Raw genomic sequence first — 21,759 nt, forward strand, 5'->3', positions numbered from 1 at the left:
TTGTTTCAGACCCTTCAAATAGCTTCGGATGGAATCGGACGCTGTATAATCCGGTTCCGATTATGAAACCAGACGTAGACAGAGGGCGGGGGATGCTTTCGCCCGCCGACAGGGCCTACCTCCTCGGCGAAACCGAGATGGAACACGAACAGTCGAAGCGCAACGCCGAGGCGCGAATCAGGACGCGAATCACGGACACGGTGCTGGATTTCATGGTCCTCGTCCATCACCTCAAAAGGAAGGACAGACGGCAGGTGTTCGACACGGACGACGAGCGGTTCACGGACGGTCTGACGGCAATGCTCTCGTTCGCCTACATCGGCATGCGCGAGAACGGGACCGATTTCGAACACGTGCTCGAACCCGCCGTTCGGAAGGCCGAGGAGGTCCACGCCGCCGACACGCTCGGCCGAGCGGTATCCGTGGACGTCCGGTTCGACGTGGAAACCGAAGTCGAAACCGCCGTGGACGACGTTGCGGCGGCCATTGATGCCGGGAAACCCGTCACGCCCGCGGAGTTGTTCTCCGTCATGGTCGGCAGCGACGCGCTGGAACAGGTGAGCGAAGTCACGCTCCAACTGAGCGACGGCGGTAACGGCGACGGGTTGTTGAAAGAGGACGAGTTCGTCGCGCACGTCGCCGAGTATCTGGACGCCGATTTACGCTGGCTTCCGTACGATCGGGTAAAAATCGTCGTCGAAGCGTGATCGCTTTCGGTGGAGAGGAACGCCGAAGACGGCGCGTAAAACAGGGACCACGCGGACCGTATAGTTGCGGAGTGGCGTCGGTTAGACCGGTTGTTCGGGCTGTTCCGGCTGTTCCATCCGGTCGTATTTGTCCTCGAACTCCTGAATCAACTGCCCCATCTTGGCGTACCACTCGTTCAGCATGCGCTGCATGTCGTGGGACACCTCGTTGGGGTCGGTGGGTTTGTAGACGTGGTAGTAGCCACCCTGTTCGTAGTTGACCTGTTCTTTCTGGATGAACCCCGACTGGAGGAGTCGCTGGATGGACCGGTAGGCCGTCGAGCGTTCCCGGTCGATGCGTTCCGCGATGTCGTCGATGGTCAGAGGGTTGTCGCTCTCGATCACGACTCGATAACACCGCTTGTCGAGTTCCTTGAGTCCGTGAATACACTCCAGCAGTCCCTCACACTCCATGTCCTGCTGCAGGTACTCGGCCATCGAGTTCGCCATTATCGAGTCGAGAGTAGGGAGTTGGCACGTATAAGGATTTTGCATAGTTCGTACAAAACTACTGTGACGGGCGGATAACGACGAATTCCACCGCCCGTCGAAGGTCTCGTCCGCCATCGCCAGCTATCTCGCCCGTCGTCTATCTGGATACCGCTCCGGCGGTCATTCGACCGTCGTCACCGAGGACGATTCGCGTTTTCGGAGGTTGATCAGCGCGCTGTAGACGACCGCCGCGGCGACGAGCAGCGCGGACCCGAAGATGAGTACCAGACTGACCGTGTCGAGGAGGTGGATGCCGAACGCGTCCCCGACCCGATTGCTCGCGACGGCGACGCTGCCCGCGAGAAGCATTGCCGCGAAATACCCCTTGATGTCGTCCTCGTCGGTCAGGTTCGTCGCCGCCGCGCCGATGCGCGCTCCGAGCGCGCTGCCGGCCAAGAGCGGCGCGACGACGGCGAGTTCGACCGCCCCGTTCTGTGCGTAGGAGAACGCGCCGAACCCGCCCGAGATGGTTATCTGAAGCACGTCGGTTCCGACCGCGATGACGGCGGGAACGCCGAGGACGTACACCATCGCGGGCATCAGGAGGAAGCCGCCGCCGACCCCGAGGAACCCGGACAGGGTTCCGACGAACAGCGCGATACCGAGGGTGAGCCATATCGAAACCTCGACGCCCCCGCTGATGGAAACCATCGGCGGAATCCGGAGCGCGTCGAAGCGGTTCGGGAGCGACGAGTCGCCGCCACCGCCGCGCGCGTCGCGGAGCGTGAAGAGACCGACCGCTGCCAACAGGAGGACGTAGGCGGTTCCGACGACCACGTCGGCGATTCCGGTCGCTTCGAGCCACAACACGACTTGTTCCCCGACCTTGATGCCCGTCGTCATGCCAACGATGAACAACAGCGCGAGTTTGTAATCGACCTGTCCGAGGTCGCGGTGTCGGAGCGCGGCGATGACCGACGTCCCGAACACGAACGCGAGTCCGCTTCCGACGGCGACTTTCGCCGAGTACCCGAACACCAACAGCGCGGGCGTGACGAGGAAGGATCCGCCCATACCGAAGAACCCGAACAGGACGCCGATGATCAACCCGAACCCGACGAAGAGGGCGATAAGCAACGGTTCCACGACTACTCACCCGTGAGCACGTCGAGCACGCTCGAACCGACCGATTGGACCACGACGCCGTATCCGGCGTAGAGAACGACCGCCTCCCCGAGGACTGCACCGACGGTCGCGGCCGCCTGTACGCCGCTCAGCGCTTCTATTCCGACCATGCTCATCGGCCCCGTCTCCGCATCGTCTTCGGTTGTGTATGGATCATACTTTTCTACTCGGTACAGTCTATCCGCTCACGGCCCTTAATAGTTTTGTGAATATTGTACAAGACAATTCGGGAAAACCGAAACGGGATCTCATCGTTCGTTTCGAGATCTGAACGGCATGATCGGATTTTGAGGGCCGTTTTCAACCGGGAGGTTTCCTCATTACAACCCGCTTAATGGATGGTGACCTCGCCGATATCGGCGAGAATATTTCAATATAAATGCAACATTGTCGGGCTTAACGACGTCATAGTCACGGTTTTTAACGACGCCATCGTCACGGTTGGAACGGGGAACGCGCGAAAGGCGGGGACGACGGACGTCGAGAGCGTGACGCGGCCGTCAGTCCGTCCCCGTCGACGCGGTCGGTTGGCTCGTCCCGTATTTTCGCCAGAGACCCTGTGCGTACGCACCGGCGAACATGCCGCCGATGGCGAACAGGATGGGGAAATTTCCGATTCCGAGACTGGCGTACGCCGCACCGGGGCAGATGCCGGACAGTCCCCATCCGACGCCGAAGACGGCACCCCCGACGAGAACGTTCCGGTCGAGCGATTTGAGTCGGCGGGCGTACGCCTTCCCGGTCAGCGGCGCTCGCCGCGACCACCGAGTCGCGGCGGCGAACGTCGTTCCGGTGACGACGGCCGCACCGCCCATGACGAACAACAGGCCGAAGTCCTCGAACTGCAGGAAATGGAGGACGACTTCCGGTTGTGCCATGTGGCTGAACCCGAGTCCGAAGCCGAACAGCAGGCCACCCGCGACGATGAGGAGGTTGAAGAGGAGGCCCTCCCGTTTCGGCGTTCGGCTCATGGTGCCACCTGTAAGGCCTGCATCAGTTGTGCGACGCCGATGGCGATCGTCATGAACGTCGCCACGTTGACGACGGAGGTGAACGACGCCGACCCGACGCCGCAGACGCCGTGGCCCGACGTACACCCCTTCCCGATTCGGGTGCCGATGCCGACGAGGAAGCCGCCGCCGAGGAGTCGCCACCACTGCACGTCGGTGGTCCAGACGTCGCCGTGGAACGCGAGTTGGTAGACGGCCGCGCCGCCGACCATTCCCAGCGTGAACAGCACACGCCAGTCTCGCGAGGCGACGTACTTCGGCTTCTGGAATCGCGGCACGTCCGAGACGTACGACAGCGTCGACTCCAAGAACGTGCTCGCCCCGGCGATGATTCCGGTACCGAGGTAGATGACGGCGACCCCGAGACCGATGAAGACGCCGCCGATAGCGTACCGCTCGATTCCGTTCGGAAACAGGTTCGTAAACGCGAATGCTGGCAGTGGATCCATGAGTTCTCTCCCGCCGCGTCAGTCGCTCGTGAGCGAATCTTGACTCGCGGCGCAGTTGTTCGGCCCGAGTTCGAGTTCGAACGCTTCTTCGTCGTCTGTGTGCCGTTGCCCCAAGTTCGTTGCGATGATGTCCTCGTAGTTCGACGGCCGCGGCGGCATGTCCGAGAGGATGAACTCGACGAACTCCCCGCGGTCCACCGAGAGGACAGCCATCGAGTCCCGCAGTTCGCCGACGGACGACGTGTAGGTACCGTCCTCGGCGGCCGTCGCCGAGTCGCTGAAGTGTGCGGGCGCGACCACGGTATCGTCCGGAAGCGAGAGGACGCGCTCCTGCAACGTGTCGTAGAGGGTCCCCGCGGCCTCTGGCGCACCGTCGTCGCCCTCTTCGAGGTCCGGGCGGGCGACGCTCTCGGTAAAGAGGCCGTCTCCCGTGAAGAGGACGCCGCCGACGCGATACGAGGTCATCCCGGTCGTGTGTCCGGGCGTGTGGAGGACTTCGATTTCCGTCTCGCCGAGTTCGAGGGTTTCTCCGTCCTCGACCGTTCGGTAGGAATCGTCGTACTCGATGCCGCGTGCCTCGGCGGGTGCGGGGACGACGGCTTCGACATCGCTCACGTCCGCGACGGTTCGAACGCCGCTCACGTGGTCCGCGTGAACGTGCGTGTCGATGGCGTAGTGGAGGTCGGCGTCGCGCTCCGACGCGTCCGCGGCGTACTCGTCGGCGAAGGCGCGAAGCGGGTCGATGACGGCGGCTTCGTCGTCGGAAACGACGAGGTAGGACAGACACCCGCTGGAGGGTCGCTGATACTGGATGACCGTCGTGTCGGTGTTCGCACTTTCGATTTCCTTCCGTTCGAGGACACGCGCCCATCCCTTCATCCCGTCTTCGAGGTGGTTCACGTCGTAGTCCCGTTCGGCGAACAGTCCGGCGATGTATTCGCTCGACCCGCCCTTGGCACAGAGAACCGTTACCTCCTCGTCAGTGGGGACCGGTTCGAACAGTTCGTCGTCCGGGTCGTCGGCGAGATATTCGAAGTAGGGGACGTTTACCGTCTCGACGTTCTCGCCGTCGATGTGCCACCTCTCGTACTCGTCCGTCGCTCGAACGTCGAGGATCGTGACCTCGTTCCCGGCGTCGATTCGCCCGTACAGTTCGTCGGGCGTCACCGATTCCACTTCGGCGTCCGGCGATGGAAACGCTGATTCGCTCATGCTGTACCGATCCTACCTGCTACAGCTACAAAAGAGTTCGTATAGTAGTTCACAAGATCTGCAATACAGTTTCGAGATACACTCGAAAAGCAGCATATAAGAACGCACAACGGGGGATTCTCCGATATTGTCTATGTGTGGTATCCACAATAATCAACACACTTTTAACGATGTGTCCGATATTGTTCGATACGTCCAATACAGGAGGTCGGACAATGAGTACGAAATTCGATATCACGGAGACGCTCGACGTAACAGGATTGAACTGCCCGATGCCGGTCGTCAAGACGAAGCAGGCGACGGACTCCCTCGCCGAGGGCGACGTGCTCGAAGTCGTCGCCACCGACTCGGGGAGCATGAGCGACCTGAAGGGGTGGGCCAACACGACCGACGGCGTGGAACTCCTCGACCAAGCGGAGGACGAGGAGGACGGCGAGTCGGTCTACAAACACTACGTTCGGAAGACGGAGTGACCATGAGTACGGACACGCCGAACGCCGGTGAGGGTACGAACGCGTCGGATGGCGATTCGGACCCCGAACTCGCGGACCGCATCGAGGAGTTGGAGACGGAACTCGCCGACCTGAAGGAGGAGGTCGACGGCCCCAAGAAGATGACCATCATCGCCACGAAGGGGACGCTCGACATGGCGTACCCACCGCTCATCCTCGCCAGCACCGCGGCCGCCTTCGGGTGGGACGTCGTGGTCTTCCACACGTTCTGGGGCCTCGACATCCTCCACGAGGAGAAGTCGAAGAACCTCAAACTCAGCGCGGTGGGCAACCCGAGCATGCCGATGCCGAACGCGATGGCCGCGCTCCCCGGCATGGACTCGATGGCGACGAGGATGATGAATCGCAAAATCGAGGAGAACGGAACGGCCACCATCGAGGAACTCATCGACGTGTCGCTGGAGACGGGCGTCGAACTGCAGGCCTGCCAGATGACGATGGACCTGATGGACTACGACGAGGCCGAATTCTACGACGGCGTCGTCTCCGGCGTCGGGGCCGCGACCGCGCTCGAACACATGGCCGAATCGGACGTGCAACTGCTCGTCTGAGCGGCGTCCGTGCGGCGTGGGATTCAGAAGTCGTAGTCCCGTATCCGAACGTTCTCGCCGAACTTTTCTCGTAATTCGACTTTTCCCGCATCGACACGTGCACTATCGTCCGTTTGGCTGTTTCTCCGACGGTGGTACACGAACAGCGGTTCCGGAACGTGATACCCTGTCAGACCGGCGTCGAGGTATCGAAACAGGAGGTCGTACTCCGCGAATATCATGTCGGGGTCGTACGAACCGAACTCCCGGAGTCGTTCGGTCCGGTGCATCGTGCCGACCTTGACCGTCTTCGTGATGTCGCTTCCAGTCTCCACGAGTTTCCGCTCCCCGTCGGGAAATCGCTCGTAGTAGTCCGTGTACACGAAATCGACGTCCTCCCGCGTCGAGAGGACGTCGAGGGACCGCTCGACCAGCGACGGAAGAAACTCGTCGTCCGAGTCGAGAACGACCACGTACTCGCCGCGTGCGCGCTCGATTCCCCGATTACAGGCGACCGTTCCGTCGCCGCTGTTCTCCTCGCTCTCGACGAGGCGAAGGTATGGTGCCTCGAACGAGTCGACTATTGCCGCCGTCCCGTCGGTCGAACCGTCGTCTACGACGATGTGTTCGATTCGTTCGGTATCAACCGTCTGCCGCCGAACGCTTTCCAGCGCGCGCTCTACGTACTTCGCCGAGTTGTACGCCGCGGTGACTATCGAAACAGCTGGTCGGGCCATTTGGAGGTCTCCGACCGGCGGTTCTCGCTCCGTCGATGTAATTCCCGTTCCGGTGACGCGTGCTTCGACTGCCATGCGAACGCGCACCCGCCTCCGAATCGATGGGATGCTATTCGTTCACACTCCTACGCAAGGTTTTTTGCGAAGATACTCGTTTCAGCGAACAAGGTCGAACCATGACCACCTCTCTCCTCCACTGACCGGATATATCGGGTCAATTCGCCGTTTGCTCGTTCGGTACGCCAGCGTAGCGACCGTCAGTGACCCGTTCCCGGTCGGAATTCGAACTCGGAAGCCCAGAGCGGCATCATCGCCGAAACGCAGCGGAACGGAACTTACGCATGCAACCAGGTTCAGCAATCATCGCGAAACGAGTGGACGACGGACTCCCGAAAACGGACGAGATCAGCGCGCTCGCCGACGCGGCGGGCTACGAGGTTATCGGGACGATAACCCAATCGCGGACGGAGGATTCGAACTATCAGTTCGGTCGCGGAACGGCCGAGGAACTGGCGAAACGGGTCGCGGAGTCGGACGCCGATTCCGTCATCTTCGACAACCCGCTCTCGCCACAGCAGACGTTCGAAATCGGGGAACTGTGTCCCGACGGGACGCGAATTCTCGACAGATACCGTCTCGTCCTCGAAATCTTCGCGGAGCAGGCAGGAACGAAGGAAGCACAGTTACAGGTCAAACTCGCGGAGTTACGGTACGAACTGCCGCGCGTACGGGCCGAAATCAGGTTGGAGAAGGAGGTCGCGAACGAGCGGCGGTCGCGGAACGGTCTCGGCGAGAAGGAAGACCGACGCATCACGGACATCAGGGACCGCATCGAAACTATCGAAACGAAGCTGGACAACCTCTCGGATATCGACGGACAGCGGCGCGAAAAGCGCCGCGAGGAGGGGTTTTTCCTCGTCGCCCTTGCGGGTTACACGAACGCCGGAAAATCCACGCTTCTGCGCAGGCTGGCCGACGAGATGGAGGTCTCCCCGGAACGCCACGAGGACCTCCACGAGAGCGCGGGCGTCGAGGACAGGTTGTTCAAGACGCTCGAAACGACGACGAGACGGGCCGAGATTCGCGGGCGACGAACGCTCGTCACCGACACGGTCGGATTCGTTCGGGACCTGCCCCACTGGCTGGTCGAATCGTTCGAAACGACGCTGACCGAGACGTACGAGGCGGACCTCGTCTGCCTCGTCGCCGACGTGACCGACTCAGTTGGGGAACTGCGCGAAAAACTGCGAACCTCACGCGACCTCCTCGACGACGAAGTCGAGCGGGTCGTGACGGTACTGAACAAGGCGGACGGGATTTCGTCCACGGAAATCGACGAGCGACTCGCGGGCGTGGCCGATTTCGCGCGGAATCCAGTGGTAGTCAGCGCCATCGAGGACGACGGACTCGATACTCTCGAAAAGCGAATCGCCCACGAACTCCCGCCGTTGGACGAAGAGCGGATACGACTTCCCAACACCAGCGACGGTATGGCACTGCTCTCGTGGCTCCACGACCACGCTCGCGTCGAGGATGTGCGCTACCCGTCGGGAGAGCGCGTCGTCGTGGAGTTCGCCGCCGTCCCGTCCGTGGCGAAACGAGCGACTTCGAAGGCCGACGCGATGGTAAGCGGAGGGTAACGGCCGAATACTGATACGCCTCCATCCCGAACGTCCTCCGACGCCCACCGTGGGCAATCGGGGGAGTGGAAATCGTGAGCAGCGAAACACAGGAAACACAGCCACCGGAGGAGGGGGATAGTTCGATGGAGGGCAAATTGGTCGAACCGCCCGGACGAGCGAGGGCGAAAGAGGAGCTACCGGGACGGTTCGATTCGAAGCTTCGGGAGTCGCTCGGCACGTCGCCGTTCATCCTCACGAAGTTCGACGCGTTCATGAACTGGGTGCGGTCGTCGTCGATGTTCATGTTGCAGTTCGGCATCGCCTGCTGTAGCATCGAGATGATGCACACCTACGCCGTGAAGCACGATTTGGACCGCTTCGGGGCGGGGGTGCCGCGCGCGTCGCCGCGACAGGCCGACGTCATCATCGTTCCGGGGACCATCGTCTCGAAGTTCGCGCCGCGGATGAAGCGCGTCTACGACCAGATGCCCGAACCCAAGTTCGTCGTCAGCATGGGGTCGTGCACCTGCTCGGGCGGACCGTTTCAGGAGGGCTACAACGTCATCAAAGGTGCCGAGGAGGTCATCCCGGTGGACATCCACGTTCCGGGCTGTCCGCCGCGCCCCGAGGCGCTTATCTACGGCATCGCCCACCTACAGGAGCGTGTCGCCCACGGCGAGACGAGCCCCGTCGTCGTCAAACCGTACGAACTGGAGCGGTTCGGGGACTTGGAACGGGACGAATTGGTGCAATCGCTGGCCGACGAGATCGACGAGGACACCCTCGTCATGCGCTACAACTGGGTGGATTCGCCGTGAGTTCCCAACGCGAAGAACGCCTCCCGGCGGTGCGGGAACTGGAGGCGGAGGAACTGGCCGAACTCCTCGGCGACCACGTCATCGGCCGCGACGACCACATGAACGCGCCGGGGTTCGTGATTCGTCCGGACGAAGTGCAGTCCGCACTGACGACCCTCAAGGAGGAGGCCGGGTTCGACCACCTCTCGTGCCTGACGGCCCAGCAGTACGAGGACCGCTACGAGAGCATCTATCACCTGAAGAAGTACGCCGACCCGACCCAAGAGGTGAGCATCGTCGTTCCGACGCCGACGGACGACCCCGTTAGCCAGACAGCGGAACCCGTCTACCGAACCGCGGAGTGGCACGAACGGGAGGCCTACGACCTCGTGGGAATCGAGTACGAGGGCAACCCCGACTTGCGACGGATTCTCCTCCCGGAGGCGTGGAAAGGGCATCCGCTCTCGCTGGAGTACGACCAGGACCGACCGCAAATCGTCACGCTGGAGGAACACAAGAACCCGATAACGCAGGACGAGTACGCGGACAACGCCGACACGATGTTTCTCAACGTCGGGCCGCACCACCCGGCGACCCACGGCGTCCTGCACATCGAAACCGTCCTCGACGGCGAACAGGTGTTGGACGCGCGTCCCGACATCGGCTACCTCCATCGCTGCGAGGAGCAGATGGCCCAGAACGGAAAGTATCGACACGAAATCATGCCGTACCCCGACCGCTGGGATTACACGGCGAACATGACCAACGAGTGGGCCTACGCGCGGGCCGCGGAGGACCTCGCGGACATCGACGTGCCCGAATACGCCCAGATACTTCGTACGCTCGGCGTCGAACTCTCGCGCATGGCCGGACACTTCCTCGCGGTTGGAACCTTCGCGCTGGACGTGTACGGCGACTTCACCGCCATCTTCCAGTACGCCTTCCGCGACCGCGAAATCGTTCAGAACGTACTGGAGGACCTCACCGGCCAGCGCATGATGTTCAACTACTTCCGCCTCGGCGGGGTCATCTGGGACGTTCCGGAACCGCGGCGGGAGTTCTTCGACAAGACGCTGGACTTCATCGACGGCCTCCCATCGACGCTCCAGGAGTATCACGACCTCCTCACCGGCAACGAGATATTCCAACTGCGGTGTGTCGATACCGGCATCCTCGAACTCGAGGTCGCAAAGCAGTACGGCGTGACGGGGCCGGTCGCTCGGGGTTCCGGAATCGACTACGACCTGCGCCGCGACGACCCGTACGGCTACTACGACCAACTCGATTGGAACGTCGTCACCGAGGACGGCTGTGACAACTACGCGCGCGTCCTGGTCCGCCTCCGGGAAGTCGAACAGTCCGCGAGAATCGTCGAACAGTGCGTGGAACTGCTCGAAGAGTGGCCCGAGGAAGAGCGTGAACTCCAATCGAACGTCCCCCGGACGCTCAAACCGCCGATGGACGCGGAAACGTATCGCGCGGTGGAGGCCGCGAAGGGCGAACTCGGCGTCTACATCCGCTCGGACAACACGGACACCCCGGCGCGATTCAAGATTAGAAGCCCGTGTTTCCACAACCTTTCGGCACTACCCGAGATGGCTGCGGGCGAGTTGGTGCCGGACCTCATCGCCTCGCTCGGCAGCCTCGACATCGTGTTGGGAGAGGTGGACCGGTGATCGGACTGCTCAAATCGATGGCGACGACGATGAAGCACGCGCTGGACGGCTCGACGTTCACGGTCGAATACCCGGACGTCCCGCCCGAAGTGAGTCCGCGCTTCCGCGGGATTCACAAGTTCAGCCAAGAGCGTTGTATCTGGTGTCGCCAGTGCGAGAACGTCTGTCCGAACGACACCATCCAGATAGTGATGGACGACCAGCGTAACGGCGAACAGTACAACCTCCACGTCGGCCAGTGCATCTACTGCCGACTCTGCGAGGAGGTCTGTCCGGTCGACGCCATTCTGCTCACCCAGAACTTCGAGTTCACGGGCGACACGAAGGACGACTTGGTATACAACAAAGAGCAGTTGAAGAACGTCCCGTGGTACAAGGACATCGACCCGCTCGAATCGCGCGAACCCGACCGGAGCGCGTGGATAGGAGAGGGAGAAGGGGAAGTCGATTATCAGTAAGTGAGTAAGTAACGGTCCGACACGCCGCCCGACCTCACACCGAAGCACTCTTTCTTTTCGCGCCCGTCGTGACGAATATGGGAAGTGTCAAACGCACCCTGACCCTACTCGTCGCGCTCGTCGGCGTCGCCTTCGCCGTCCACTACGTCCTCTTCGGTTCACTCCCGCTCGGCAAACCGCAGATGCTCGACGACGAAGAGGAAGTCGAACTCGACTTCGAGACGGCGACCGAATAATTCCGCTCGTTCGAATCGAGAACCGCGGCCGCCCTTTTATCGCAATCGTCAGGGCTCGTACCACGTCAGCGGTACGTATCGTCCCCGGACGCGTCCGGGGGTCGGGATCGACCCGACCGTCTCCCAGTCGCCGGAGCGACACCGAAACAGCGTCCCGCGGTGCGTCGCGGTCAGAACGTCCCATCGACCGCACACCAGCCGATAGCCACCTCGTCGGACGTCGGAAAGGAAATTCGTTCGAGCGGATTTCCGTCGCGAGACGCGAACAGCGCGTGGTCGCCCTCCTCCCACGACGAGGAGGATTCGGGTGCGCCACCGGCGTAGAGCGTGCCGTCGTGGACGAACGCGCCGCGGAAATATCGCTGGTCGTGGTCGCCGTCCAATCGCGTCCACGTCCTGCCGACGTCGGTGGAGCGGTACAGACCGCTCCCCGTCGAAGCGACGACGGTTTCCTCGTCTTCGAGGGCGAGGTGGTGGATGTCGTCCGTGTGCGGCGCGTCGCAGTCGATGCATCGCGTCTGCCAGTTCTCCCCGCCGTCGTCGCTCACGTACACGCCGCCGACCTCGACGCCCGCGACGAGTCGGTCGGGAGCGTCGGGATGCGTGCAGAGGCTTCGAACCTGTGCGAGATTGTCGTGGCGCTCCAGTCCCCAGTCGAACCGGTCGCGCAACGCCCGAAAGCCGACGACTTCCTCCCACGCTTCCACGTCGGACGGAACGCACGAACCGAAGTCGGCGACGAACAGGCGAGCGGGCCGCGTACCAGCGTATAGCCGCTCGCCGGACGGGTCGACGGTGACGCTATACACCTCCTCGTCCGGAACGGAGAGGGCCGTCCACTCGTTCCCGTCGGGTGAGTGGTACAGCCCCGATTTCGCGGCCGCGAACAATCCGTCCACTCCATCGAACTGCTTTACTCTAAACACCTTCTCGGCGTCGAGTAGTGTTTCGGCCGTCGTTTTCCCTGACCCGCGGAGGCCCGAAATTCGATACACCCCGTCGTCGGTTCCTGCGATGAGCATGTGAACGAAGTCGGACTGGGGAGGCTTAAGTGCTATCTGAACTGCATTTTTGTAGAACAGGTTTCACTTCCGCGCCGAGTAGACGACGGTGGGTGGAACCTTCGCCATGCGCTCCGGAACGAAACTCCCGTACTCGGACTCGTACCGCTCGGGGTCCTCGTAACCCGGTTCCCGTATCGCTTCGACGGTGAACCCGGCGTCGGTCAGGAGCGCCACCGTCTCCCCGACGCCGCGACTGTAAATCGCCATCTCGGCGTCGAACTCCTCGCTGTAGACCCGTCGCGGTTCGTCCGAGAAGTAACTCCGTTCGATGTCGCCCGTCTCCGGTTCGAGCGTCTTGTAGTACGGATGGTCCACGCTGAAGACGAGTTTTCCGCCCTCTTCCAGCACCCGATACGCCTCCGCGAAGCAGGCGTCGAGGTCACGAACCCACTGGAACGCGAAGGCGGAAAACGCGAGGTCGTACGTCGCGTCGGGAATCGTCGGCATCTCCGTCACGCTGCTTTCGACGAAGTCGATGTCTTGGTCGTGTTCGTCCGCGAGGGTTCGTGCGAATTCCAACTGCTCCTCGGAGATGTCCACGCCCGTCACGTCCGCGCCACGCTTCGACACGGCGATTCCGAACTGCGCGCCGCCACAGCCGAGTTCGATGGCTTTCGTTCCGTCCAACTCGCCCAGAAGGCCCAAATCGTCGCCCTGTTTCGCGCCCGGTCCGAACGCGATTCCGACCGGAATATCGCCGTCGCCGTACTCCTCCTGAAAATAGCTCGCCCAACCGTTCCACCACGTTTTCGCCTCACGTTCGGGTTCGTTCATCGTACGAACCGTCGCTTCTCGGGGCGAATAAACGTTATCCGCGGTTCATCTCCGCCGAGTCGGTCATACCTGCGTAGGTGCGTTTCGACACTCGAACGGAATCGCGCCGATCGAAAGTAAAACAGGTTCGTCGTCCGCCGTCAGCCCAACCGATACTTCACGCCGTTGTAAATCCGCCGTCGCTGGTACACCAGTTCGCCGATGAGCCACCCGATGAGGAGCAGGAGGGCGAAGATGAGGGCGATGAAGGCGTACTCGTTCATCCAGATGGGGCGGATGAAGGGCGTCACTTGGTCCCAGCGTGCACCGTAGTGGCGCATCGTGTCCTGCATCGAGGTTCCCGCAAAGGCGTTCGAGAGGAACACGGACATCCTGAGGCTCTTTCCGGTTCCGGGGTCGAGGTTCGCGCTGCCGGTTATCCGGTACGTTCCCTCGGCGTTCTGATCGGCGATCGTCGGCCCATTGGATTCGTCGCCGGTGCCGATGCGTTCGGCGTCGTAGGGGAGCCACGGCGAGTAGAACTCCCAAACTATCTTCCCCTCGGAAGTCACTTCGATGACGCGGTGGTCCGAGGAGTCGACGACGAGGGTGTTGCCGTTCGGCAGGCGGTCCGCGTCCCGCGGCCACGTCAGGGAATCCGAGGACCCGAGTTCCCACGTCCGGTTCCAGTCGTCGCCGTTCCTCTCGTACTCGACGATGCGGTTGTTCTCGGAGTCGGCGACGAGGAAGGTGGGGGTACCTGATTCGCTTTCGAGGTAGTCGGGATTGTGCTGTTCGTGAAGGACGTCATGGTTGTCGTCCTCGCCGAGTTTCATCGTGACCTCGCCCGTGTTCCGGTCGACGACGATGACTTCGTCCATGTTTCGGGGGTCCAACGCGTACTTCCCGTCGCCGATCTTCTGGACGTTGTTCAGGTGCGTCCAGTCGTTCGTGTAATCGCCGCCGTCGCCCTTATCGTAGTAGTTGCGCAGGCGCCACTGCCAGACGATTTCGTCCTTTTCGAGGTCGTAGACGTACACCCTGTCGTCGTTTTTCGCGGTCGTCTCGTTGTAGTTCCGCATGTTGCCGACCAGCAACTGCGTCCCGTTGTTGATGAGATCGATGTCGTGGGTGTCGTGGATGGGGAGGAAGCGTTTCCACACCTTCTCCTTCGTCTTCGGGTTCATCTCGTAGACGACCGTTCCGCCGCGCTGCGTCGAGACGACGAGCAGGTTGCCGTTCGGAAGCGGGTCGACGTCGTAGAACCACGTCGCTCCCTCCTTCGTACCGTTGTACACCCATTCGACGCCGCCTTTCGGACCGACGGCGACGAGGCGGGCGGGCTTTTTCTTGTTCCCTTGGCCTTGGAAGTGATACCCCTGAACGCTGATTATCGTCGTTCCGTTGGCCGGCTCCTCGATGGTTCCGGGTTTGAGGTTCGATGCTTCTCGGTCGTACGTAATCGCGGAGACCACGGAGGGGGTCAATAGGGCGACGACTAACAATAAGACGACGCCGCGCGTGAGCCATTGCCGCGGCGGCAGCCGTTCCGTCCAGTCCATAACATAGTCATGTCGAGGAACTGTTTGAGTATTTTGTGTTTCGTCTACCAATGTCGTACCCTGATTTTTTGTCGGACGAAAGCTGTAATCGATTCGATAGCTGTGCGGGGAGCTACGTCCGGCGACCCAACACGTCGAACTGATGAGCGATGTACGTCAGTTCCCCTTCCTCGACTTGCCCGTGGCGCGTCCGTAACCAGTCCGCGAACGCATCCGAATCGATGTCGGGGTTGTCGGCGAGCACGCCAGCCACGGTGTCGAGAATGAAACGAAGAAACCGCGCCTCCGCCGCGGGATACGACCCGTCGGACGGATACACCAACCAATCGGAACTGCCCGCGGTGAGGAGGTCGAACTGTTCCCCGCGCATCGCCGACAGGAGCCGTCGACCGGCGTTCGCGGTCCCGCTACTGTTTCCCATATCGCGGTGATACACCCGTTCTACCCGCGCATCGAGCGGGTGTGGGGGATCAAACGTCGTCCCGCCGTCGAACGTTATCGGGAAGTAACAGAGGCCGCCCGGTTCGAGGATGGAACGGAACGCCGGGAGCGCGGAATCGAGGTCGAACAGGTCGGCGACGGCGTGACCCACGAGCGCGTCCCATCGCTCGTCGGTTTCGGCCGCGAACGTCTCCGCGTCGGCGACTTCGAAGTCGACAGTCAATCGGCGGTCGTCCGACGTAAGCCGCAGTTCGTCGCCGTGCGGTTCGAATCCGGAGGACAACAACCGCTTGCGAGCGAACCGAACGTTTTCCGGGTCGATGTCGAGGGCGGTGTACCGAACGGTCGGGGGAAGACGGTTCCACGAGCGCAATCGCTCCACCATCGCCCCGATTCCGGCCCCGATTTCGAGGATCCGGGCCGACTCGGGGAGTTCGTCGCTGAATCGACCGAGAACCCGCCGGTTCAGCGCGCGGTCGTCCACGGTTCGCTTCGCGTCGAGGTAGGTCTGGAAGCTCACGGGACTGCTCCTGTCGGGTCGGTTACGTCGTCGAGAAACCGGACAACCGTCGTCGTGGTCTCCTCCCACGATGGGTGGTTTTCGTACCGCTCGCGCGCCGAATCGCCCATCCTGCGACGCAGGTTCGGGTCGTCGCGCAGGGTCCGAACCGCGTCGGCGAGGGTGTCGGCGTCGTCCGGCGGACACAGCAGTCCGGTTTCGCCGTCGGAGACGATTTCGCTCGCGCCGCCCGCCGTCGTCGCTATCGCCGGCAGGCCGAACGCCATGGCTTCGAGGTAGACCAACCCCAACCCCTCGTACAGCGACGGCCCGACGAGGACGTGACTTCGAGCGAGGTGGTCCGCCGCTTCCTCGTCCGAAAGCCGGCCCGTGAACCGAACGGATTCGCGGAGTCCGAGGCGATTCCGGAGGTGGTGTAGCCGCGCCGCGTACTCGGCGTCGGTTCGCGCGCCGACGACGGTCAGAGTCCAGTCGCCGGAGACGGTTGCGAGCGCGGAGAGCAGGACGTGAACCCCTTTTCGCTCGATGAGATTGCCGAGAAAGAGGAGTCGAAGCGGGCCATCGGTGTCGTCGCCGACCGAACGTGTCTCCGACGGTTTCGACGGGTTCGATGATTTCGACGAGTTCGACACCGCGGCTTCGAATCGATCGCCGGCGGGATACGCCACGGTCGTCGGACGGTTGCGAAGCCGTTTCACCGACCGTCGGGTGGTCTGGCTGTTGCAGACCGCGGCATCGACGCCCCTGAGATACTGCCGCTCGATGCCCCGATAGCACGCGTTCTTCCACGCCGCCCGCGGTTCGCTCGACCTGAGGTGGTGAACCACCGCGACGACCGGAACGTCGAGCGCGCGGTTAGCCCGAAGCAGCGACGGATGGCAGAGGTGGTCTTCCAGAACCGCGTCGAAGCCCGAAAGCCGCGATTCGAGGTCGGCGAGGTTGTGACACAGCGACTTCGCGTATCGGTCCCACGGGAGGCCGACGACGGAAACGTCGTGGCCGCGGCTTCGAAGCCCCTCGACCAGCTTTCTGTCGTAGCGAAAGCCCCCCGAGCGTTCGGACAGCGACCCGTAGACGACGAAACCGAGTCGCATCACACCGGCCGCTCGAACGCGGCCCACGCGTCGTCGCCCTCGTGCATCCGAACCGTGAGTTCCGACACATCGGGCGCGTCGAGGGTGTCGAGCGTGCGGGCGCAGAACTCCCGAGCGAAGCGCTCGACGCTGGGGTTGTCCCCTTCGAACTCCGGCAGGTCGTTCAGGGTCTCGTCGCGGTATCGCGCGACCGTTTCGTCCAGCGATGCCCGAACGTCGTCGATGTCGACGAGGTAGCCGAACTCGTTCAGCGATTCGCCGCGGAGTCGGAGTTCGACTTCGTATCGGTGCGAGTGGAGATCCCCCTCCGGGCCGGGGTTCGGAACGGTCAGGAAGTGCTGTGCGACGAACGTCCGTGAAACGCATACTTCGTACATGGTAGCGATGGTGATTTTCGTGCGTGCCGAGCACGGGGTCGGTCAGTCGTAGGTCAGCAGGACCGAAAGCGCGTCGTCGGGTCGCTCGTCCAACAGACGGTAGCCGTCGGCGGCCGATTCGACCGGGAACCGGTGGGTGACGAGCCGAGATACGTCCAGTTCGCCGAGCCGTCGCCACGCGACGCGCAGTCGGCGCTCGGTGTCCCAACGGCCGCGCAGTTCCGGGTCGAGGGTGCTCACCTGCGAACTTGAGATGTCGATTCGACTCCGGTGGAACGGTCCGCCGAGATTCAGGTCCGCGCGCTTATCGCCGTACCACGACCCGACGAGGACGCGGCCGTCGTAGCCCGTCACCGCGACGGCGTCGTCGAGCGCCGAGGGGTCGCCCGAAAGCTCGTAGCTCAAATCCGCACCGGCGGGCGTGTCCGGGCGGGACAGGTGAGAGCGAACGGTTTCGACGGGTTCGGCATTCGCGTCGATTCCATTTCTCTCGTCGCCTCCGGCGTCGAAACAGCGATCCGCACCCATCTCGTGTGCGAGTTCGCGCCGCGATGGATGACGATCGATGGCCACGAGGTCCGAGAGCGGGCACTCCGCGAGGAGCCCCGTCGTCAGCAACCCGACGATGCCCTGACCGAAAACGACGGCCTGTTCGCCGACCTTGGGTGACCCGTCGAGGACGAGGTTGACCGCCGTCTCCACGTTCGGCAGGAAGACGGCTTCCTCGTGCGCGTAGCCCTCCGGTATCCGAAGCAGGTCGTCGGGCGAGGCGAGGAAGTGACTGGCGTGTGGCTGAAACGCGAAGACGGATTCGCCGAGGAGGTCCGCCCCGACGTCGCTCCCGACGGCGACGACGGTTCCTGCCGCGGCGTAGCCGTACTGGAGCGGGAAGTCGAGCGACCCCGAGAGCGCGTCGATGGTCGCGTCCGCGTCCATTTCGGCCGGGGCGTTCCCCCGATAGACGAGGAGTTCGCTGCCGGGGCTGATTGCCGACACCGACGTTCGAACGAGCACCTCCGATGGACCCGGTTCGGAAACCTCCGTCGTGCGAACGTCGAGTTCGCGTTCCCCCGTGAAGTAGACCGCCCGTGCGGATGGCACACCTGCCATGCGACGGATTCCCGGAAATTCTTTGCGGCTACCACGTCGGGCGGCCGCGCAGTCGGCGGAGGGCCGAACACGCCCGTTCACGAACCAGCGGCGCGAGCGGACGTTCACAGCGTGCGAGGTACACGGAAACCGGTTCGTACGAACCGGTTTCCAGCAGTCGAAGCGCCCGTGCGGTCGCCCGATGGTTGCCGTCCACGACGCGAGGGGGAAGGCAGTTTCGCCGGGTCACGGTCACAAGCGGTTCGTTCGACGGGGTTTCCCGAAACGAGAGGATTCGGGAGATATCGACGCCAGTTTCGGCCGTCAGCGTATCCCGGTCGCCCGCCGCAATCGCCCGCGCCGCGCCGAGAATCGTTCCGTCGGGGGAGAGTTCGCGCCACAGCAAGCCGTCCGGACCATCGACCACGCGTAACCGTTCGAACGACTCGCGGGAGAGCGTCAACCGACGCCACGAAATCGGCTTCTCGCGCCAGATGAAGGACGCCACACCCGGTTTTAAACGGAGGAGACGGTCCAACAGCTCGCGCTCCGAGAGCGATTCGAGGTCCCGATTCGGAACGCTGGGCTTGCGCTGTTCGAGTTCGACCCAGTGACGGAGGACGGTCGCCTGTGAAACCTGCGTCATTCGCTCGCCAGTTCGATGCCCGTGAACTCAAATCGTGTGCCGCCGCCCGCCGCTTCGTCGAGCGACACCTGCCAGCCGTGGGCTTCCGCTATCTGCCTGACGATGGTCAATCCGAGTCCGGTGCCGCGCTCGCCGGTGGAGTAGCCCGACTCGAACACCTCCTCTCGATCCGACTCGGGGATTCCCGGCCCGTCGTCCTCGACGAAAAAGCCGTGGTCGGTCGTCTCCGGTGTCGTACTTCCGGTCGGTCCTCCCTGTTGCAGACCGCCGTCCCCGGCGATGCCGTCGAGTTCGCCGACGCGAACCGTCACGTCGGGGTGGCCGTGTTCGACGGCGTTGCGGAACAGGTTTTCGAACAATCGCTGTAACCGACTCTCGTCGGCGTTGATGGTCGCCGTCCACGAGGAGTCGAGCGTGGCCGACCCGGTTTCGACCGACCCCCACGCGTTCATCGTGATGGTCCATCCGGACACCGGTTCCGTCTCACTCACCGTCCGTCCCTGTCGTGCGAGCGTCAGCACGTCGCCGACGAGGTTCGCCATCCGTTCGTGAGCGTTCTCGACTCGGTCGAGGTGATCTTCCTCGTCGGTCGAACGATACAGGTCGAGGTAGCCCTTCGCGACGTTGAGCGGGTTTCGCAGGTCGTGGGAGACGACGCTGGCGAACTCCTCCAAGCGAACGTTCTGACGTTCCAGCTCCCGTTGGTGGGCCTTTCGCTCGTCCTCGCGTTCCGCGCGGTCGAGGGCGGCGGCGGTGTTCGCGGCGAGTAGTTGTGCGTAGTACACGTCGAAATCGTCCAGCTCCTCCGCGTCGAAGGTGATGACGCCACGGGTGCCGAGCGGAACGTACACCTCCGACGTCTCGTCCGCGAACCGGTCGTTACTGCGGACCGGCTCTCCGGTCCGGTAGGTCTTCACCGCCGCCTCCCGGTCGAAGGCCGGAACGGACCCGTTATGGGCCGTCCGATGCTCCTCCGTCCGTGCGACGAGTCGTGGCGTGGTGTCGTCGTACTCCCAGATGGCGGTCATCGGCAAACCCAAGACGTCCCGTGCGACCCGAACCGCGATTTCGCTCGTGGAAGCGGTGGATTCGGCTTGCATCAGCGTTCTGGTGGCGTTGTGAAGCGCTTCGAGCGTTTCCTCCCTGCCCTTCCGTTCGGTCACATCGCGCAGGTACACCGACACGCCGTTCGAAGACGGATAGACGGTCGCTTCGTACCAGCTGCCGTACTGTTCGAAATACACCTCGAACGTCGATGGCTCCTGCGTTCGCATGGCCTCCTCGTAGCTGTCGTGGAACGCCGTGTCGGCCGCTTCGGGAAACACGTCCCAGATGATTTCGCCGAGGACTTCCGGCGCGGTCCGGTTGAGTATCTCCTCGGCCCGCTCGTTGACGAACGTGAACCGCCAGTCGTCGTCCAACGCGAGAAACGCGTCGGTCATCCGAGCGAGGATTTCCTCGTGTTCCTCTTTCATTCCGAGGAGTTCGGTCACGTCCCGCGAGTTCAACACCAACCCCTCCACGTCGGCGGTCGCGATGTGGTTTTCACCCGTCGTTTCGAGGTAGCGCCAGGACCCGTCCGCGTGTCGGAAACGGTAGGTGATGGTCGGGGCGATATCGGGATTTTCGACCGCCCGATAGAAGGTTTCCACGACGTGCGTCCGGTCGTCAGGGTGGATGTAGTCGAAGGCCGTCTCGCCGACGAGGTCGTCCGGCTCGTAGCCGAGACGTTCGACGGATGGGCTTTCGTACCGGATGATTCCTCGCTCGTCGATGAGCGTCACGAGGTCGTGTGAGTGTTCGATGAGCGCCTTCAGTCGCGCCTCGGTTCGCTTGCGTTCGGTCACGTCGCGTACCGACCCGATGGTCGCCGTGCGCCCCTCGTAGGTCGTCTCCCGGACCGAGAAGTTTCCGTACCGCGTCTCGTCGTCCTTCGTCAGGAAGCGGGCGTCGTAGGTCGAGACGTCGTGCGTTCCGTCCATTCGGTTTGTCGCGATAGCTCGCAGACGTTCGTGGTCGTCCGGGTGAACGAGCGACCAGACGTTTATCCCCCTGAGCTCCGCTTCGGTGTAACCAGTTATCTCACAGGCACGTTGGTTGACGAAGATGAAACGGTCGTCCTGATAGATGTACACGGCGTCGTGGCTTCCCTCGACCACCGTTCGATAGCGCTCCTCGCTTTCCTGTAGGGCGTCTTCGGTGGTGGACGAACGAACGACGTTTTCGATTCGGTTCGCCAACACCGCGTACTGCTCGGGCGAAGACTCCTTTCGAAAGTAGTCGGTGACGCCCGCGGAGATTGCTCGGCTTGCGATCTCCTCGTTTCCCGCGTTGGTGAAGAGGATGAACGGAACCCTCGGGAACTCGTCACTGACCGATTCGAGGAGGGACAACCCGTTCGTGTCGGGGAGGTCGTATTCGGAGACGATACAGTCGATATCGGTCGTGCGAAGGGCGTGAAGCGCTTTCTCACCCGATGATGCGGTTCGAAGTCGTAGCTGGCTCGACTCCCGTTCGAGGGAGTTCGCCGTATCTTCGAGCATCTCGGTGTCGCCATCCACGTAAAGAGCGGCGAGAGCTGTCTTCTCACCCATTTATCAATTTCGTTCTA

At 62.6% G+C, this 21,759-nt stretch carries 24 protein-coding genes; 8 read left to right on the top strand and 16 right to left on the bottom strand.

The genetic code is table 11. The features are described from left to right. The first annotated feature begins 62 nt into the window (after positions 1-62). A complete protein-coding gene (locus ACGYLY_RS14485) occupies positions 63-707 on the top strand; it encodes a hypothetical protein (RefSeq protein ID WP_395280882.1) in 645 nt (214 codons plus the stop codon). Positions 708-788: 81 nt separating this feature from the next. On the opposite strand, the gene ACGYLY_RS14490 is transcribed toward ACGYLY_RS14485, so the two are convergent. The 6 genes from ACGYLY_RS14490 to ACGYLY_RS14515 form a co-directional block, all read right to left on the bottom strand. Beyond that, positions 789-1,196: a helix-turn-helix domain-containing protein gene (locus ACGYLY_RS14490; protein WP_231186977.1), complete on the bottom strand. Its 408-nt coding sequence runs from the start codon at positions 1,194-1,196 to the stop codon at positions 789-791. Positions 1,197-1,358: 162 nt separating this feature from the next. Then, the gene (locus ACGYLY_RS14495; protein ID WP_395280879.1) at positions 1,359-2,324 is read right to left on the bottom strand and encodes a sulfite exporter TauE/SafE family protein; all 966 of its coding nucleotides are present in this window, start codon (positions 2,322-2,324) and stop codon (positions 1,359-1,361) included. A gap of 2 nt (positions 2,325-2,326) precedes the next feature. Then, positions 2,327-2,473 carry a hypothetical protein gene (locus tag ACGYLY_RS14500; protein WP_231187263.1) on the bottom strand — a complete coding sequence of 49 codons (147 nt, stop codon included), beginning with the start codon at positions 2,471-2,473 and terminating at the stop codon, positions 2,327-2,329. A 390-nt stretch (positions 2,474-2,863) separates the two neighbouring features. Continuing rightward, a complete protein-coding gene (locus ACGYLY_RS14505; RefSeq protein ID WP_395280876.1) occupies positions 2,864-3,334 on the bottom strand; it encodes a DUF6691 family protein in 471 nt (156 codons plus the stop codon). Beyond that, positions 3,331-3,822 carry a YeeE/YedE family protein gene (locus ACGYLY_RS14510; protein WP_395280874.1) on the bottom strand — a complete coding sequence of 164 codons (492 nt, stop codon included), beginning with the start codon at positions 3,820-3,822 and terminating at the stop codon, positions 3,331-3,333. Before ACGYLY_RS14510 ends, ACGYLY_RS14505 begins: the two co-directional genes overlap by 4 nt. Positions 3,823-3,840: 18 nt before the next feature. Next, positions 3,841-5,034: an MBL fold metallo-hydrolase gene (locus ACGYLY_RS14515; protein ID WP_395280873.1), complete on the bottom strand. Its 1,194-nt coding sequence runs from the start codon at positions 5,032-5,034 to the stop codon at positions 3,841-3,843. A gap of 215 nt (positions 5,035-5,249) precedes the next feature. Between ACGYLY_RS14515 and ACGYLY_RS14520 the strand changes: the two genes are divergently transcribed. Together ACGYLY_RS14520 and ACGYLY_RS14525 are read left to right on the top strand one after the other, a co-directional pair. Then, positions 5,250-5,507 carry a sulfurtransferase TusA family protein gene (locus ACGYLY_RS14520; protein ID WP_395280871.1) on the top strand — a complete coding sequence of 86 codons (258 nt, stop codon included), beginning with the start codon at positions 5,250-5,252 and terminating at the stop codon, positions 5,505-5,507. Positions 5,508-5,509: 2 nt separating this feature from the next. Next, positions 5,510-6,097 (top strand): DsrE/DsrF/DrsH-like family protein, encoded by a 588-nt coding sequence (locus ACGYLY_RS14525; protein WP_395280869.1) that lies wholly within the window; start codon positions 5,510-5,512, stop codon positions 6,095-6,097. A 23-nt stretch (positions 6,098-6,120) separates the two neighbouring features. Here ACGYLY_RS14525 and ACGYLY_RS14530 read toward each other — a convergent pair whose 3' ends face one another. Then, complete coding sequence (locus ACGYLY_RS14530; RefSeq protein ID WP_395280867.1) at positions 6,121-6,888, bottom strand: glycosyltransferase; 768 nt, start codon at positions 6,886-6,888, stop codon at positions 6,121-6,123. 266 nt (positions 6,889-7,154) lie between these two features. Between ACGYLY_RS14530 and hflX the strand changes: the two genes are divergently transcribed. From hflX to ACGYLY_RS14555, 5 genes are all read left to right on the top strand, one after another. Beyond that, complete coding sequence (gene hflX, locus ACGYLY_RS14535) at positions 7,155-8,453, top strand: GTPase HflX (RefSeq protein ID WP_395280865.1); 1,299 nt, start codon at positions 7,155-7,157, stop codon at positions 8,451-8,453. 125 nt (positions 8,454-8,578) lie between these two features. Further along, the gene (locus tag ACGYLY_RS14540; protein WP_395284099.1) at positions 8,579-9,253 is read left to right on the top strand and encodes an NADH-quinone oxidoreductase subunit B; all 675 of its coding nucleotides are present in this window, start codon (positions 8,579-8,581) and stop codon (positions 9,251-9,253) included. Next, positions 9,250-10,908: an NADH-quinone oxidoreductase subunit D gene (locus ACGYLY_RS14545; protein WP_395280864.1), complete on the top strand. Its 1,659-nt coding sequence runs from the start codon at positions 9,250-9,252 to the stop codon at positions 10,906-10,908. Before ACGYLY_RS14540 ends, ACGYLY_RS14545 begins: the two co-directional genes overlap by 4 nt. Next, complete coding sequence (locus tag ACGYLY_RS14550; protein WP_395280862.1) at positions 10,905-11,366, top strand: NuoI/complex I 23 kDa subunit family protein; 462 nt, start codon at positions 10,905-10,907, stop codon at positions 11,364-11,366. Before ACGYLY_RS14545 ends, ACGYLY_RS14550 begins: the two co-directional genes overlap by 4 nt. A 77-nt stretch (positions 11,367-11,443) precedes the next feature. Further along, on the top strand, positions 11,444-11,602 hold the full coding sequence (locus tag ACGYLY_RS14555) for a hypothetical protein (RefSeq protein WP_231186998.1): 159 nt from the start codon (positions 11,444-11,446) through the stop codon (positions 11,600-11,602). 170 nt (positions 11,603-11,772) lie between these two features. Here the strand turns inward: ACGYLY_RS14555 and ACGYLY_RS14560 are convergent, their stop codons facing one another. The 9 genes from ACGYLY_RS14560 to ACGYLY_RS14600 all read right to left on the bottom strand — a co-directional run bounded on the left by ACGYLY_RS14560 (position 11,773) and on the right by ACGYLY_RS14600 (position 21,742). Beyond that, positions 11,773-12,624, bottom strand: coding sequence for a WD40/YVTN/BNR-like repeat-containing protein (locus tag ACGYLY_RS14560; protein ID WP_395280859.1), 852 nt, complete (start codon positions 12,622-12,624; stop codon positions 11,773-11,775). Positions 12,625-12,687: 63 nt separating this feature from the next. Next, complete coding sequence (locus tag ACGYLY_RS14565; protein WP_395280857.1) at positions 12,688-13,440, bottom strand: class I SAM-dependent methyltransferase; 753 nt, start codon at positions 13,438-13,440, stop codon at positions 12,688-12,690. A gap of 140 nt (positions 13,441-13,580) precedes the next feature. Then, the gene (locus tag ACGYLY_RS14570; RefSeq protein ID WP_395280855.1) at positions 13,581-14,981 is read right to left on the bottom strand and encodes an ArsR family transcriptional regulator; all 1,401 of its coding nucleotides are present in this window, start codon (positions 14,979-14,981) and stop codon (positions 13,581-13,583) included. Positions 14,982-15,093: 112 nt separating this feature from the next. Continuing rightward, positions 15,094-15,942, bottom strand: coding sequence for a class I SAM-dependent methyltransferase (locus ACGYLY_RS14575; RefSeq protein WP_395280853.1), 849 nt, complete (start codon positions 15,940-15,942; stop codon positions 15,094-15,096). Then, positions 15,939-17,063 (bottom strand): glycosyltransferase family 4 protein, encoded by a 1,125-nt coding sequence (locus ACGYLY_RS14580; RefSeq protein WP_395280851.1) that lies wholly within the window; start codon positions 17,061-17,063, stop codon positions 15,939-15,941. The genes ACGYLY_RS14575 and ACGYLY_RS14580 overlap by 4 nt, the downstream gene beginning before the upstream one ends. Next, positions 17,036-17,413, bottom strand: a complete 378-nt coding sequence (locus ACGYLY_RS14585) for a 6-pyruvoyl trahydropterin synthase family protein (RefSeq protein ID WP_395280849.1) — start codon at positions 17,411-17,413, stop codon at positions 17,036-17,038. Before ACGYLY_RS14585 ends, ACGYLY_RS14580 begins: the two co-directional genes overlap by 28 nt. Positions 17,414-17,455: 42 nt before the next feature. Beyond that, complete coding sequence (locus ACGYLY_RS14590) at positions 17,456-18,514, bottom strand: zinc-binding dehydrogenase (protein WP_395280848.1); 1,059 nt, start codon at positions 18,512-18,514, stop codon at positions 17,456-17,458. Between the two features lie 37 nt (positions 18,515-18,551). Beyond that, a complete protein-coding gene (locus ACGYLY_RS14595) occupies positions 18,552-19,148 on the bottom strand; it encodes a hypothetical protein (RefSeq protein ID WP_395280846.1) in 597 nt (198 codons plus the stop codon). After that, positions 19,145-21,742: a PAS domain S-box protein gene (locus ACGYLY_RS14600; RefSeq protein WP_395280844.1), complete on the bottom strand. Its 2,598-nt coding sequence runs from the start codon at positions 21,740-21,742 to the stop codon at positions 19,145-19,147. Before ACGYLY_RS14600 ends, ACGYLY_RS14595 begins: the two co-directional genes overlap by 4 nt. Positions 21,743-21,759 lie beyond the last annotated feature (17 nt).

The sequence above is a fragment of the Haladaptatus sp. CMAA 1909 genome (assembly GCF_043952005.1).
GTDB lineage: Archaea > Halobacteriota > Halobacteria > Halobacteriales > Haladaptataceae > Haladaptatus.

Excerpts from the sequence above, each read along its gene's own strand:
- ACGYLY_RS14485 (WP_395280882.1), top strand. The coding sequence starts at position 63 with ATGAAACCAGACGTAGACAGAGGGCGGGGGATGCTTTCGCCCGCCGAC.
- ACGYLY_RS14490 (WP_231186977.1), bottom strand. The coding sequence starts at position 1,196 with ATGGCGAACTCGATGGCCGAGTACCTGCAGCAGGACATGGAGTGTGAG.
- ACGYLY_RS14500 (WP_231187263.1), bottom strand. The coding sequence starts at position 2,473 with ATGGTCGGAATAGAAGCGCTGAGCGGCGTACAGGCGGCCGCGACCGTC.
- ACGYLY_RS14505 (WP_395280876.1), bottom strand. The coding sequence starts at position 3,334 with ATGAGCCGAACGCCGAAACGGGAGGGCCTCCTCTTCAACCTCCTCATC.
- ACGYLY_RS14510 (WP_395280874.1), bottom strand. The coding sequence starts at position 3,822 with ATGGATCCACTGCCAGCATTCGCGTTTACGAACCTGTTTCCGAACGGA.
- ACGYLY_RS14515 (WP_395280873.1), bottom strand. The coding sequence starts at position 5,034 with ATGAGCGAATCAGCGTTTCCATCGCCGGACGCCGAAGTGGAATCGGTG.
- ACGYLY_RS14520 (WP_395280871.1), top strand. The coding sequence starts at position 5,250 with ATGAGTACGAAATTCGATATCACGGAGACGCTCGACGTAACAGGATTG.
- ACGYLY_RS14525 (WP_395280869.1), top strand. The coding sequence starts at position 5,510 with ATGAGTACGGACACGCCGAACGCCGGTGAGGGTACGAACGCGTCGGAT.
- ACGYLY_RS14530 (WP_395280867.1), bottom strand. The coding sequence starts at position 6,888 with ATGGCAGTCGAAGCACGCGTCACCGGAACGGGAATTACATCGACGGAG.
- hflX (WP_395280865.1), top strand. The coding sequence starts at position 7,155 with ATGCAACCAGGTTCAGCAATCATCGCGAAACGAGTGGACGACGGACTC.
- ACGYLY_RS14540 (WP_395284099.1), top strand. The coding sequence starts at position 8,579 with ATGGAGGGCAAATTGGTCGAACCGCCCGGACGAGCGAGGGCGAAAGAG.
- ACGYLY_RS14555 (WP_231186998.1), top strand. The coding sequence starts at position 11,444 with ATGGGAAGTGTCAAACGCACCCTGACCCTACTCGTCGCGCTCGTCGGC.
- ACGYLY_RS14560 (WP_395280859.1), bottom strand. The coding sequence starts at position 12,624 with ATGCTCATCGCAGGAACCGACGACGGGGTGTATCGAATTTCGGGCCTC.
- ACGYLY_RS14565 (WP_395280857.1), bottom strand. The coding sequence starts at position 13,440 with ATGAACGAACCCGAACGTGAGGCGAAAACGTGGTGGAACGGTTGGGCG.
- ACGYLY_RS14570 (WP_395280855.1), bottom strand. The coding sequence starts at position 14,981 with ATGGACTGGACGGAACGGCTGCCGCCGCGGCAATGGCTCACGCGCGGC.
- ACGYLY_RS14585 (WP_395280849.1), bottom strand. The coding sequence starts at position 17,413 with ATGTACGAAGTATGCGTTTCACGGACGTTCGTCGCACAGCACTTCCTG.
- ACGYLY_RS14595 (WP_395280846.1), bottom strand. The coding sequence starts at position 19,148 with ATGACGCAGGTTTCACAGGCGACCGTCCTCCGTCACTGGGTCGAACTC.
- ACGYLY_RS14600 (WP_395280844.1), bottom strand. The coding sequence starts at position 21,742 with ATGGGTGAGAAGACAGCTCTCGCCGCTCTTTACGTGGATGGCGACACC.